Raw genomic sequence first — 13208 nt, 5'->3', positions numbered from 1 at the left:
CCGTCCTGTGCGCCCCCACGACACTTAGGCTCGTACACAACAGCGCGCACGGTGGTTTTCGAGCGGAGGAGATTTCGGGTGCCGGTGGAGATCACCTGGTGGGGTCATGCCACCTGCACGGTCGAGGACTCCGGAGTGCGGGTGCTCACCGATCCGCTCTTCACCCGGCGCCTGGCGCATCTGCGCAGGCGGCGGGGGGCGGTGCCGCCACCCGAGGCCGCCGTCGCCGAGGTGGTCCTGGTCTCGCATCTGCACTCCGACCATCTGCACCTGCCCTCCCTCGCCCGGCTCGCGCCCGGCACCCGGCTCGTCGTGCCGCACGGCGCGGTCCGGGCCGTGCCGGGGCTGCACAAGCTCGGGCTGCGCCTCACCGAGGTGCGCGCCGGGGATGTGGTCGAGGCAGGTGATCTGCGCATACGGTCGGTCAGCGCACGCCACGACGGGCGGCGGCTGCCGTTCGGGCCGCACCGCACGCCCGCGCTCGGCTATGTCATCGAGGGCCGCGCCCGCACCTACTTCGCCGGCGACACCGGGCTCTTCGACGAGATGGCCGAGGAAGTCGGGCCGGTCGACGTGGCCCTGCTGCCGGTCGGCGGCTGGGGTCCCTACCTCGGCCCGGGGCACCTGGACGCGGGCCGGGCCGCCCAGGCGCTGGCGCGGATCGGGGCGCGGGCGGCGGTGCCGGTGCACTACGGCACGTACTGGCCGATCGGGCTCGACGGGGTGCGCCCGCACGAGTTCCACGCGCCCGGCGACGACTTCGTCCGCCACGCGGCCCGGCTCGCACCCGGGGTGACGGTGCACCGGCTGGCGCACGGCGAGAGCGTACGGCCGGAGGTCGCACGGTGATCGCCGCGTTCCTGGCGCGGGCGGCGGGCCAGGTGCCGCCGGAGTCGACGCAGCAGGCGCTCGGCTATCCGTCCCTGTTCATCCTGGTGGTGCTGGGCTCGCTGGTGCCCGTGGTGCCCACCGGGGCGCTGGTGTCGACGGCCGCGGTGGTCGCCTTCCACCAGACGGCCTGGTTCTCGCTGCTGCTGGTCTTCGCGGTGGGCGCGCTCGCCGCGTTCCTGGGGGACGTCGGCCTGTACTGGCTGGGGCAGCGCGGGGTGCGTTCGCGCGGCGGGTCGCGGTGGCTGGCGGCGCTGCGGCAGCGGGCGGCGCCGGACCGCCTGGAACAGGCCCAGGAGAAGCTGAACCGGCACGGGGCGGCGGTCCTGGTCCTGTCCCGGCTCGTCCCGGCGGGCCGGATCCCGGTGATGCTGGCGTGTCTGCTCGGCGAGATGCCGCTGCGCACGTTCGTACGCGGCGACATGCCCGCGTGTGTGGCCTGGGCCGGTGCGTACGGGCTCATCGGCATCCTGGGCGGCTCGCTCTTCCCCGAGCCGTGGCAGGGCGTGGTGGCGGCGGTCGTACTGACGCTGCTGATCAGCGCGGGCCCGACGGTGTGGCGCAGGCTGCGGCACGGGGCACAGGCCGAACCGGCGGAGGCCCCGCAACCGAAGTAGCCCCGGAGGCGCTCAGGCGGCCGGCACGCGCGAAGAGTCGACCGGCAGGCCCATGCCGGGCGCTCCGTTGGCCCCGGCGCCGGTCACAGCCCGTCGAGCGCCTCCCCGAACGCGGCCAACGCCCGCTGTACATGCGGCAGTTCCAGCGGGTGCGCCGCGTCCAGCGTCCGCGCGCACTCCTCCTCGGTCGCCCCGAGCAGCGGCCGCGTGGCGAGCCGGGCGCGCAGCGCGCCCAGTTCGTCGCCGAAGCGGTGGCCGCCGGGGGCGGGGGCGCCGAGTCGGCCGGTCAGGTACTCCTCAAGGTCCATCGAGTCCGTGACCCCCCGTGCGGCCAGCCGGTTGCGGAGGGGGCCGAGGTCGGCGTAGAGGTGGCGGCCCGCCTGCGGGGGCCGGGCGAAGGCCCCGGCGGAGAGGACCGCGCGGTGGGCCGCCTCGGCGAGGGTGCCGTGCAGGGCGGCGGCCCGGCCCATCCGGACCGCGACCGGGTCGGGCTCGCCCAGGGCGTAGGCGGCGGCCTCCGCGACCGGGCCCGCCACGACCGAGCCGAGGGCGGTGAGGACGTCGAGGGCGCGGGCCCTGGCCTCGCCACCGCGCTCGGTGGCCGGGAAGCGGGCGACGGCGGCGGGCCATCCGTCCGGGGTGAGCGCGCCCGACAGATCGGACAGGACGGTGACGTCGTCGGGGCACATCTCGGCGGGGCTGAACAGGACCGTGTCGTGCGGATGGTGCAGGGTGTCGCGCCAGGTCTCGTCGCTGATGATGTGCAGCCCCTCCCCCACGGCCGCCTCGCACGCCTCCCGTACGGTCTCGGGCGGCGCGACCGTCGCGGTCGGGTCGTCGGCGACGGAGAGCACCAGGAGCCGGGGCACCCCGCCCTCGGTGCGCACCCGGCGCACGGTCTCCAGGAGGGCGTACGGGTCGGGGACGCCGCCGCACTCGGCCGGGGTCGGCACGTGGTAGGCGGGCCGCCCGAGCAGCCGGGCCTGCGGGGTCCACCAGGCCGGGCAGGGGCGGGGCAGCAGCACGTCGCCCCCGTACGAGGCGAGCAGGGCGAACAGGAGCGGCGGGGCGCCCGGCGCGGCGGCCACCAGCTCGGGGTCGCCGCGCAGTCCGCGCCGCCGCCAGTAGCCGCAGGCGGCCTCGCGCAGCTCGGGTCCGCCGCCGGGCGGTTCGGGGCCGGTGCGCTCGGCGGCGCCCGCCAGGACCGCGGCCAGCTCGGGCAGGACGGGCAGCCCGGTGCCGGGCGCGGGCGGTCCGTAGCGGACGGGTCCCCGGCCTTCCGCCACCGTCCCGTGCATGCGCCGCCTCCTTCGCACCCCGCCGTCCCCCGTTTCGGCCCCTGAGCCCTTTATACGGAGGTTTGCCCGGCGGCGCCGCTCCGCATGCGTACGCGGACGTGCCGGACGTGCCGGACGGGTCCTGGCGGGCGGCGGTCAGGCGCGGCGGGGGACGGCGGCGAGCTGGTCCTCCAGGCCGCGGCCCTTGGTGCGGACCACGCCCTCGGCGACCTCGGACAGCTTCCGGTTGGCGTGCTGCGAGACGGTGCGCAGTACGGCGAAGGCCTCCTCCGCGTCGCACCCGAGCACATGCATCACGATGCCGCTGGCCTGGTCGATCACCGGGCGGGAGCGCAACGCCGTCTCCAGTTGCTCCACCTCCGCCAGGGCCGCGTGGTAGCGGCGGTCGCGGACGAGGCCCGCGGTGGTCTCCTCGCCGAGGATGCTCACCGGGCCGCACACGGCCTCGTCGAGCGAGCCGGGGCGGAAGCTGTAGAGGCTGAGGGTGACTTCGATGCCGGAGCGACGGAAGGGAAGGGTGACACAGGACCGTACGCCCGACTCCAGGGCCAGGGCGCGGTAGCCGGGCCAGCGGCTCTCCGTCAGCAGGTCCTCGGTGTCCACCGGGGCCCCGGCGTCCAGCGCGGTCGGAATGGGCCCGTCGCCGCAGGCCAGCTGAACGTTCGCGAGGGGCGCGAGGTCCGGGTGCGTGGCGGTGACCCGGCTGTCGGGTCCGCTGTCGGCGATGGTCGCCACGGCGCCGCAGGAGCCGGGCGCACAGCGCACCGACTGCTCGGCGAGCCGGGAGAGCCGACCCACGGGGGAAGCGGAGTGCGGTCGTTGACGTTCCGGCTCGCAGAGCATGGGAAACCTCCTGACCCGCGCCTTCCCTGCCCCCGGTCCGGGAAACGGTCCGAACGGCTAGCTTGCTGGTATGACGCAGACGGCGGACGACTTCGGCGAGGAACTGGCGGACTTCGTCAGACGGGTGGGCGAGCTGCGCACCGCGCGCTCGCAGTCCGACGGGGAACAGCTGACCGTCCTCGACGCCGCGCTCTTCGAACTCCAGCACGTGGTGGACCAGTTGTGGCCCCGGTACGAGCAGTTCGCCGCCGGGGCCGCCGGCGCGCCCGGCTCGCCGGGCGACCGGCAGGAGCGGCTGCTGCTCAAGGCGCTGTTCCAGCGGCTTCCGCTGCCGGTGGCGCTCGTCGACCGCGAAACCGTGGTGCGCAGGCTGAACTTCGCGGCCACCGGGCTGACCGGGGCCCGCGCCGGGTACGCGACCGGGCGGCCGCTGGCCGCCCTGCTGATGCCGGGCGACCGTGCCGCGTTCCGCTCGCAGGCGGCGGCCGTGGCCCGCGGCGAGGGCGACCGGGGACTGACCGTGCGCCTCCAGCGGCGCCCCGAGGAGCCGCTGCTCGCCACCCTGACCGCGCTGCGGCCGCCGGACGAGCCGCACCCGGGCGTCCTGGTGGTCTTCCAGGCGGGGATATCCCGGGCGGCCTCGGCCGCCGCCCCGCCGCCCGAGGTGCCCGATCTCGCCGAGTCGACGCGGCACGCCCGGCTGATGGACCTGGTGGACACGATGGCGGCGGCGCTGCTGCGGCTGCCGCCCGGCGACCGCACCGAGGTGCTCGCCACCGCCGCCCGGGTGCTGTGCGGGCGCTTCGCGCAGTGGGTGGTGGCCGATGTGGTGGAGGGCGGGCTGCGGCGCGTCGCCGTGCTCGGCCCTGCGGCCGAGGAGGACTCCGTGCTCCGCCGCGCGGTCGCCGGGCAGGACCCGGCCCGTGCCCCGCTGGTCGCGGAGGCGGCCCGGGCCGGGGCGACGTCGCTCCAGGTGCAGCCGGAGGACACCGACGGGTTCGGCCACGACCCCTCGGGCACGCCGGTCCTGGCCCGCGCGGACGTGACGTCCCTGCTGTGCGTGCCGCTCGGCGCGCCCGGTCCCGTACAGGGCGTGCTCACGCTCTTCCGTACGGGGCCGGCCCGGCCGTTCTCCATGGCCGAGGCGCAGGCGATGGACGTGATGTCCCGTCATGTGGCGCTGGCTATGCGGCGTCCCGCTCCATCTGGTGATGAGCCGCCGGAGCCTGCTCCCGCAGGGCCTGATCCCGCAGCCGAGTGCAGCAGCGAGTGATCAGCCGGGAGACGTGCATCTGGGAGATGCCCAGGTCCTCGGCGATCCTGCTCTGCGTCATGTCGCGGAAGAACCGCATGTAGAGGATCTGCCGCTCCCGCGGCGGGAGGCGGCGCAGCCCCGGTTTGACGGCCTCGCGGTCGACGACGATGTCGAGCGCCGGGTCGACCGCGCCCAGGGAGTCACTGAGGCTGTATCCGTCCTCGGCACCCGGAAGTTCGGCGTCGAGGGAGAGCGCGGAGAAGCTTTCGAGCGCTTCGAGACCGGCCTTGACCTCGTCCTCGGTCATCCCGGTGTGCGCGGCGATGTCCGCCACGGAGGGGTTGCGGGTGCCGGCGGTCTGCATGAGCTCCTGGCGGGCGGCGCGGACCCGGCCGCGCAGGTCCTGGACCCGGCGGGGCACGTGCAGGGTCCACATGTGGTCGCGGAAGTGGCGCTTGAGCTCGCCGGTGATGGTCGGCACCGCGAAGCTCTCGAACGCGGCGCCGTGCTCCGGGTCGTACCGGTCGACTGCCTTGACCAGCCCGAGGGCGGCCACCTGGCGCAGGTCGTCGAGGGCCTCGCCCCGGTTGCGGAACCGGCCGGCCAGCCGCTCGGCCATGGGCAGCCAGGCCCGGACCAGGTCCTGGCGCAGCGCGTGCCGTTCGGGGCCGTCGGGCAGGGCGGCCAGCCGCGCGAACGCGGCGGCGGTGTCGGGGGCGTCGTCGTGCGGGTGCTTCGCTGTGGCCTGTGCGTGAGTACGCATGCGGGGAACAGCTCCCTGAACGGTGGAGTCGGATGTGGTCACCGCTGGGAGGGCTGCGCCGGGTGCCCCGGCCGACGGCACGGGCACGCCCGGAGCGGACAGCCGCTCCCACGGACGTGCCTCCGGTCCGAAGCACGAGGTGCGCCTGCCCGGGTCCACACACTCCAAACACCCCCGTGTCCGGGCATGGACGGAACGAGGCTGGGTACTGCGGCGGGACGGAGCCGAGACGGAGACGAGACGGAGACGAGACGGAGACGAGGCGGACAGCGATGGCACGGTACGTCCGGGAAGTCATGACGGCGGGTGTCGCGGCCGTACGGCCCGATGCCTCGCTGGTCGAAGCGGCCCAGCTGATGCGCGCCCAGGACATCGGGGGCGTGCTGGTCGCGCGGGGCGACCAGCTGATCGGGGTGCTCACCGACCGGGACATCACCCTGCGGGCGGTGGCCGACGGCGCCGACCCGCTGACCGTCAGCGTCCAGTCCGTGTGCACCCGTTCACCGGTGTGCGTGGGCCCCGACGACGAGCTGGTGACGGCGGTGCGGCTGATGCGGCGGCACGCGGTGCGCCGACTGCCGGTGGTCGAGGGCGGGCGGCCGCTGGGCATGCTGAGCCTCGGGGACGTCGCCGCCCGTCAGGACCCCCCTCCGGCGCTCGGGGACATCAGCCGGGCCGCCCCGCAGACCTGGCCGCAGGTGCCCCGGCAAGGGGGGCCGGCCGACCGGTCCGGTCCCCCTCAAGCGTTCTGATCCGCCGTCAGGCGGACCGGCCCAGCATGGCGAGCAGCCGTGTCTGGGCGTCGGCTTCCGCGGGCACCGTCACGGGCGCGTCGAACATGCTGCGGGGCAGCTCGTCGGCGTACCCGCCGAACTCCCGCGCCGCCGCGTCGACCAGGGCGTCCGGCAGCCGCTCGTCCGCGCCGATCGCCCGGGAGAGGTCCCAGGCGTGCACCACCGCGTCCGCCACCATCTGCGAGCAGTACGCGGCGGCGGGCGTCTTGCCGTACGAGAGGTGGACCGTGCCGTCGAGCGCGCCCGGCCCGGCGAACGCGGCCACCGCGGCGGCCTGCGCCGACTCCCACACGCCCACCGGGTCCGCGCCGAGCACATCGCCGTCGAAGGCGTCCCCGACGTCGGCGATGGTGCGGCCCTCCGCGACCAGCGGCGGCACCCACAGCTGCTCCACGGCCAGATGGCTGACGAGGTCCCGCACCGACCACTCGGCGCACGGCGTGGGCAGGTCCCACTGGTCGGGCCGGACGGCGTGGACGCGGGAGCCGAAGAAGGCGATGGCCTCGCGGTGGCGGTCGAGGAGCTGGGCGTGGTCCGCAGACGCAGGGGAATCCATGGGGCAACTCTCCCGGACGGGGGCGTAAGGCTCAAGCACGGATTGCGCTGACGGCGGGCGGGTACCCATGGGCCATGTCTTTTCCGTCTCTGCCGTCCGTACCGCCCCTGCGGCCCGTCTCCGCCAAGCGGGCCATCTGGTCCACCGGCCTGCCCCGCCGGCTGAGCGCCCACGACCTGGCGCTGTTCCGGGTGGCCGCCGACCGGAACTGGCCGGGCGCCCGCGCCGTGCTGCCGCGGCTGAGCCGGGCCGCCGACCACGGGCTGCTGTGGTTCGGCGCCGCCGCCGCGATGGCGGCCACCGGCTCGCCCCGGGCGCGGCGGGCGGCGCTGCGCGGGGTGGCCTCGCTCGCGCTCGCCTCGGCGACCGTCAACACGGTGGCCAAGCGGTCGGTGCGCAGACCCCGGCCGATACTGGAACTGGTGCCGCTGGTGCGGCAGTTGAAGAACCAGCCGATCACCACGTCCTTCCCGTCCGGGCACTCCGCATCGGCGGCGGCCTTCGCGACCGGGGTGGCCCTGGAGTCGCTGGGCTGGGGCGCGGTGGTGGCTCCGGTCGCCTTCTCGGTGGCCGCCTCCCGGGTGTACACCGGGGTGCACTATCCGGGCGACGTTCTGGTGGGCGCGGCCCTCGGCGTCGGCGCGGCCTTCGCCGTACGGGGCCTGGTGCCCACCCGGCGCCAGTTGCCCGCGCCCGGGCGGCCGTACACGGACGCGCCCGCGCTGCCCGGCGGCGAGCACCTGGTGGTCGTGGTCAACGAGGCCTCCGGCACGTCCGCCGCGAAGGCCGCCGCGGTGCGCGACGCGCTGCCGCTGGCCGAGGTGGTGGAGTGCGCCCCCGAGGACCTGACGGCAACGCTCGACAAGGCGGCCCGGCGCGGGCGGGCGCTCGGGGTGTGCGGCGGCGACGGCACGGTGAACCGGGCGGCGGCGGCCGCCGCCCGGCACGGCGTCCCGCTCGCGGTGTTCCCCGGTGGCACCCTCAACCACTTCGCTTACGACCTGGGCATCGAGGAGGTCCAGGACACCGCCCGCGCGCTGGCCTCGGGTGACGCCGTCAAAGTGGACCTCGGCCGGTTCACACCCGGCCCCGGCGGCGACGCCGCCGGGTACTTCGTCAACACCTTCAGCCTCGGCGTCTACCCGGAGCTGGTGCGGCTGCGCGAGCGCTGGTCGCCCCGGATCGGCGGCTGGCCCGCCGGGGTGCTCGCGGCGTACGAGGTGCTGCGCGGCGAGCGGCCCCTGGAGGCCGAGCTGAGCGGCACACCCCACGCGCTGTGGATGCTGTTCGCGGGCAACTGCATCTACCAGCGCCTCGGCCCGGCCCCGGCCCACCGCTACGACCTGGCGGACGGGCTGCTCGACGTCCGCTTGGTGCAGGGCGGCCGGCTGCCCGGGCTCCGGCTGCTCGCGGCTGCGCTCGCCGGGCCGCTCAGCCGCTCCCCCGTCCACGCGGCCCAGCGGATGCGCCGACTGCGCATCGGCGGGCTCGCGCCGGGCACGTCGGTGGCGTACGACGGTGAAGTCGCCCACATAGAGGGCGAGTTGACGGTCGACAAGCTGCCCGAGGCACTGACGGTGTACCGGCCCGTGACGAGGGGGCCGGGCAACCGGCCGCCCGCGTACGACCGTTGACCGGGCCCGGGACCTGTCCTAGTCCGTGAAGGTCGCCCCGGGCTTCAGCAGCCGCAGCCGCTCGCTGAGCCCGGCGGCGGCGAACGCCTCGGTCAGGGTGTCCGCGCCCTCGCTGAAGTGGCCCCAGTGCTCGAAGTGGAGCGGCACCACATGGCGGGCGCCCAGGATCTGGGCGGCCTCGGCGGCGGCCTCGCTGGTCAGGGTCAGCGGAGCGCCGTCGAAGAGCGGGGTGCGCGCGGCCCCGGCGAAGAGCACGGCCACGTCGACCGGCCCGAACCGCTCGGCCACCGCGCGGACGTGGTCCAGCGAGGCGTTGTCACCGCTGACGTAGACGGTCGGCACCGCGTCGCCGTGCAGGACGAAGCCGGTGACCTCGCCGGCCAGCGACTCGGCGCCCTCGGGCCCGTGCAGCGCGGGCACACCGGTGATCCGCAGCCGCTCGCCGAGCTCGTACGTCTCCCAGTTGGGCAGCGCCGTCACGGCATCCCCGAGCCTGCCGTGCGCGGCGGGCGTCGACAGGACGAGCGGCACCCGGTCCAGGTAGGCGCGCCCGGCCTCGTCCAGGTTGTCGGGGTGCTGATCGTGCGAGAGCAACACCGCGTCCACGGCCCCGGTCTCGTCGGCCTCGACCGCGGGTCCGGCCGTCTTGACCAGCTTGCGGTCGCCGATCGGATAGTCGCCCGGGGCGTCGAAGGTCGGGTCGGTGACCAGCCGGAAGCCGCAGATGTCCACGACGGCGGTCGGCCCGCCCACGTACCGGATCGATACCTCACCCATGGTGCCCTCCCAAGTGATCATTCTTGCTCGGCAGGGGTAACGCACCCGACGCTACGGCTTGTTCCACCCCCGGCGGTAGTGGCGACTCGACGGCGCGCGGCTGCCCCGGAGCGCGCCCGGCGGGCGGGCCCGCGCTGTCCATATGGCGAAACGCAGGTCTCAGCATCCGACACGGCGGCGTACGGTGGCCGTACCGACCGCGAGAACGTCGAGAGAGGGAGCCGGTCATGCCGAAGGAGACCGCCGTCTACACCCACGGCCACCACGAGTCCGTACTGCGCTCGCACAGTTGGCGCACCGCCGCCAACTCCGCCGCATACCTCATCGGTGAACTCAAGCCGGACGCCCGGGTCCTGGACATCGGCTGCGGACCCGGCACCATCTCCGCCGACCTGGCCGCACTGGTCCCGGACGGCCAGGTCACCGCCGTCGACGCGGCGCCCGGCATCGTCGGGCAGGCGCGCGCGTACGCCGAGGAGCGCGGGCAGCTCAACATGGCCTTCGCCGTCGCGGACGTCCACGCCCTCGACCACCCCGACGACTCCTTCGACGTCGTCCACGCCCACCAGGTGCTGCAACACGTGGGCGACCCCGTCCAGGCGCTGCGCGAGATGCGCCGGGTCACCCGGCCCGGCGGTCTGGTCGCGGTGCGCGACAGCGACTACGGCGCCTTCGCCTGGTTCCCCGAAGTCCCGGCCCTGGACGGGTGGCTGGAGCTGTACCACCGGGTCGCCCGGGCCAACGGCGGCGAGCCGGACGCCGGGCGGCGGCTGCGGTCCTGGGCGCGCAAGGCCGGGTTCACCGACATCACCTCCACCGCCTCGACCTGGTGTTTCGCCACACCCGACGAGCGCACCTGGTGGAGCGGACTGTGGGCGGACCGCACGGTGGCGTCCTCGTACGCGCGGCTCGCGGTGGACGGAGGACACGCCACCGAGGCAGCCCTCGCGGCGATCGCCGAGGGGTGGCGGACGTGGGGCGCCGACGACGACGCGTGGTTCATGGTCCCCCACGGCGAGATCCTCTGCCGCGTGTGACCGTCACCAACTAGGCTCGTACGTATGGAGATCCTCGGAACGACACTGCGCATCTGCGTCGACGATCTGGAGACCTCGGTGGTCTTCTACGAACGCCTCACCGGAAGCAAAGCCCTGCGCTTCGAACGCGGCGGAGTGTCGGTCGCCGCGGTCGGCTGCTTCCTGCTGATGAGCGGTCCGGAGTCGGAGCTGGAGATCCTGCGCAAGGTTTCGGCCACGATCGCCGTCAAGGACGTCGACGACGCCTACCGCGCCCTCACCGGGGTGGGCGCCCGCGTCATCGCGGGCCCGGTCCCCACCCCGGTGGGCCGCAATCTGATCGCGGTACACCCGGACGGCGCGGTCTTCGAGTACGTGGACCACAGGGGGTAGTTCCCGGAGGGGGTGCGCCCCCGCGGGGCGCACCTTCAGGGGCGCGGGGCTGTGACATCGTGCGGCTCCGCCGCGTGGGCGTGACCAGCCCACCACGGTCCGCACCCGAGAGCCGCGCCCCCTAGGGCGTGTTTCGAAAGTCCCGTCTGCCCGGCGGCGTCTGGCACGCACGCTCGCCGCGTTGTCGGGATCACCCCGATACAACCAGTATCGGGGCGACCCTCCGCCTTGCGATCGCACGCACCAGACGCCGCCGGGCCCGCCCTTCGGGCGGACGACGCTACTTTCGAAACACGCCCTAGAGTGCCTCCGGCCGCATCCGGTAGTCATACCGTTCCGGCAACGGCTCGTCCGTGATCCGGGCCCACACCTCGCCCAGTATCTCCGCGCCTTCACGCAGGTCAGCCACTTCGAAACCCTCGTCGAAGACGGCTCGCGCCCCCGCCAAATCCCCCTCGGCGAGCAGAAGTCGCGCCTCCAGAAGCCGAAACGCACCACGCCCCTGCACAGGGGGCCGGAGCCGACCCCACACCGCGCGGGCATCCGCCGGGCGCCCCGCGCCGAGCAGCGCCCCGATAGCCTCCCGCCCCAGCGCGGCGGTCGCCGCAACCCAGTGCTCCCCGTCCCGCCTCTCCGCGCACAGGTCGTCGAACGCCTCCGCGTACAGCGAGGCGGCCCGGTCCGTGTTGCCCGCGAGCCGGTCCGCGACGGCCAGGCAGCGCAGCAGCGGCCAGCGCGAGGGGGCGAGCGGAAGCCCGCGCTCCCAGCTGCGTACCGCCTGCGCCCGGTCGCCCGCGTGCCACTGCGCGACCCCGAGGTGGTACTCGGTGAGCGGGGAGGCGGGCGCCGTCTCCAGCATGTCGCGCCAGTGCGGGGCCACCAGTGTCGGCCCGGGCGGGACGACCCGGCGCGGCTCGGGCAGCGCCCCGGCGCGCAGCAACTCCAGCCAGGGCGCCTGCTCTTCGCCGAGCGTGGCCTCGGCGAACGGCGTCCCCGGCAGCTTCAGGCTCCCCCGCAGCACTTCGAGCGCGCCCCACCCGGACCCGGTGGCCAGCGACTGGGTGGGCTCGGTGTCGGCGTACGGGCGCCAGGCCGCGTACGCCTCCTCGACGCGCTCACGCGGCAGTACCGCCTCCAGCCGCCCCGCCACCTCGCCGCGCGCCGCCGGCCAGTCGTCGCCGTGCACGGGCCCGGGGGCGGCGGCGAGCGGGCCATACGCCTCCAGCCAGGCGAACTCCGCGCCCGCCTCCAGCGGAACGTGCTCCAGCTGGGTGCGCGCCAGGCCCGCCTGGATCTCCGCGTAGCCGGCGGTCCCGGACTCGGTCAGCCACTCCTGCCAGCGCCGCCCGCCCCGGCCCGAGCCCCACAGGAACAGCTTGCGTCCCCGCAGCAGATCGGTCGACGTCTGGACCAGGCCCTGCCCGGAGGCGTCGAGCGAGGCGATCCAGCGGCGGGCGCCGTCGGGCACCTCGTAGAAGTAGTCGGCAGGGTGCTCGCCGCGCAGCGGATACGTACGGTCGGCGCCGTCCCACTCGGGGACCGGCACCTGCCGCAGCGTGCGCGCGTATCCGAAGTACCAGGCCCGGTCGGCAGGGGCAAGGACGCGGGTGCGCTCGCCCTCCTCCACGGCGATGTTGGACCACCAGTAGACGGGCGCGGTCCGCTCGTGCGGGTTGCGGACGCGTACACCCACGTACAGGAAGTCGGAGTCCTCGGGCAGCCAGAGGTCCACCTGGAACGGCAGGTCGCGCAGCCGCTCCCACTCCCACAGGCGCAGCATCTCGCCGCCGTCGGGGGCCGGGACGGTGGCCGCGTGCACCGGCGCGCAGGAGAGAGTGGTGTGGCCGGTGGCGCCGATGTTCCACTCGATGCCGCCGGAGAACCAGGCGCCGTTCAGCGCGAAGTCGGCGGGCTGCAACACGGGGTTGGCGTAGAGGAGTTCACGCCCGGTCGGCTTGTGGAAGAGGGAGCGGATCCGGCCGCCGAGGCCGGGCAGTACGGTGACGCGCAGCCGGGAGTTCTCCAGGACGAGGGTGTCCAGCTCGGTGGGGGTGCGCTCGCGGCCGTAGCCGTCGAGGATCCGTACCGGGAGGACCGTCTCCAGCGGCTCGTAGCCGATCTGCCGGGCCATGTCGCGCGGCAGGCCTTCGCGGGCGCTCTCGTCGAGGGCGTGCATCTCGTCGAGCGGCCGCAGCGCGGGCAGCGGGTTGGGCAGCCCCAACGGGGCGGCGGGCAGGGTCAGTACGGAACGTCGCACGGTCGTGACCAAGACAACCTCATTCCCTCGCGCGGTCGGCCGCCCCGTCCTTGCGGCCGCCCCGTGACCATGGAACACGGCGCGCGCCGCACTGACCAGAGCATCCCCTGGTCAGGA

The 13208-nt window shown here is 75.0% G+C and carries 13 protein-coding genes; 7 read left to right on the top strand and 6 right to left on the bottom strand.

Annotated elements, in window-relative coordinates:
* Positions 1-78 precede the first annotated feature (78 nt).
* Positions 79-849, top strand: a complete 771-nt coding sequence (locus ACZ499_RS07840; RefSeq protein WP_468673209.1) for an MBL fold metallo-hydrolase — start codon at positions 79-81, stop codon at positions 847-849.
* Positions 849-1505, top strand: coding sequence for a DedA family protein (locus ACZ499_RS07835; protein ID WP_468673325.1), 657 nt, complete (start codon positions 849-851; stop codon positions 1503-1505). Before ACZ499_RS07840 ends, ACZ499_RS07835 begins: the two co-directional genes overlap by 1 nt.
* Positions 1506-1588: 83 nt before the next feature.
* Here ACZ499_RS07835 and ACZ499_RS07830 read toward each other — a convergent pair whose 3' ends face one another.
* Complete coding sequence (locus ACZ499_RS07830; RefSeq protein ID WP_468673208.1) at positions 1589-2803, bottom strand: aminotransferase class I/II-fold pyridoxal phosphate-dependent enzyme; 1215 nt, start codon at positions 2801-2803, stop codon at positions 1589-1591.
* Between the two features lie 135 nt (positions 2804-2938).
* On the bottom strand, positions 2939-3601 hold the full coding sequence (locus ACZ499_RS07825; RefSeq protein WP_468673207.1) for an ANTAR domain-containing response regulator: 663 nt from the start codon (positions 3599-3601) through the stop codon (positions 2939-2941).
* A 115-nt stretch (positions 3602-3716) separates the two neighbouring features.
* Here ACZ499_RS07825 and ACZ499_RS07820 point away from each other — a divergent pair, with 115 nt between their 5' ends.
* Positions 3717-4919 (top strand): PAS domain-containing protein, encoded by a 1203-nt coding sequence (locus ACZ499_RS07820; protein WP_468673206.1) that lies wholly within the window; start codon positions 3717-3719, stop codon positions 4917-4919.
* Here ACZ499_RS07820 and ACZ499_RS07815 read toward each other — a convergent pair.
* A complete protein-coding gene (locus ACZ499_RS07815) occupies positions 4831-5664 on the bottom strand; it encodes an RNA polymerase sigma factor SigF (protein ID WP_385533194.1) in 834 nt (277 codons plus the stop codon). The two genes, ACZ499_RS07820 and ACZ499_RS07815, sit on opposite strands and share 89 nt — an antisense overlap.
* A gap of 272 nt (positions 5665-5936) precedes the next feature.
* On the opposite strand from ACZ499_RS07815, the gene ACZ499_RS07810 reads away from it, so the two are divergent.
* Positions 5937-6416, top strand: coding sequence for a CBS domain-containing protein (locus ACZ499_RS07810; protein ID WP_468673205.1), 480 nt, complete (start codon positions 5937-5939; stop codon positions 6414-6416).
* 7 nt (positions 6417-6423) lie between these two features.
* On the opposite strand, the gene ACZ499_RS07805 is transcribed toward ACZ499_RS07810, so the two are convergent.
* Positions 6424-7014, bottom strand: a complete 591-nt coding sequence (locus ACZ499_RS07805) for a TIGR03086 family metal-binding protein (RefSeq protein WP_468673204.1) — start codon at positions 7012-7014, stop codon at positions 6424-6426.
* Positions 7015-7088: 74 nt separating this feature from the next.
* Here ACZ499_RS07805 and ACZ499_RS07800 point away from each other — a divergent pair, with 74 nt between their 5' ends.
* Positions 7089-8648, top strand: a complete 1560-nt coding sequence (locus tag ACZ499_RS07800; RefSeq protein ID WP_468673203.1) for a diacylglycerol kinase family protein — start codon at positions 7089-7091, stop codon at positions 8646-8648.
* An 18-nt stretch (positions 8649-8666) separates the two neighbouring features.
* On the opposite strand, the gene ACZ499_RS07795 is transcribed toward ACZ499_RS07800, so the two are convergent.
* Complete coding sequence (locus tag ACZ499_RS07795) at positions 8667-9425, bottom strand: MBL fold metallo-hydrolase (RefSeq protein WP_468673202.1); 759 nt, start codon at positions 9423-9425, stop codon at positions 8667-8669.
* A gap of 227 nt (positions 9426-9652) precedes the next feature.
* Here ACZ499_RS07795 and ACZ499_RS07790 point away from each other — a divergent pair, with 227 nt between their 5' ends.
* A complete protein-coding gene (locus ACZ499_RS07790; RefSeq protein ID WP_468673201.1) occupies positions 9653-10462 on the top strand; it encodes a class I SAM-dependent methyltransferase in 810 nt (269 codons plus the stop codon).
* 24 nt (positions 10463-10486) lie between these two features.
* The gene (locus ACZ499_RS07785) at positions 10487-10834 is read left to right on the top strand and encodes a VOC family protein (RefSeq protein ID WP_468407371.1); all 348 of its coding nucleotides are present in this window, start codon (positions 10487-10489) and stop codon (positions 10832-10834) included.
* Between the two features lie 298 nt (positions 10835-11132).
* Here ACZ499_RS07785 and ACZ499_RS07780 read toward each other — a convergent pair whose 3' ends face one another.
* Positions 11133-13103, bottom strand: coding sequence for a DUF5107 domain-containing protein (locus tag ACZ499_RS07780; RefSeq protein ID WP_468673200.1), 1971 nt, complete (start codon positions 13101-13103; stop codon positions 11133-11135).
* Between the last annotated feature and the right edge of the window lie 105 nt (positions 13104-13208).

The organism is Streptomyces sp. NPDC031265 (assembly GCF_055570295.1).
The sequence above is the reverse complement of the archived record's forward strand: the minus strand, read 5'-3'. Positions and strand labels throughout refer to the sequence as shown.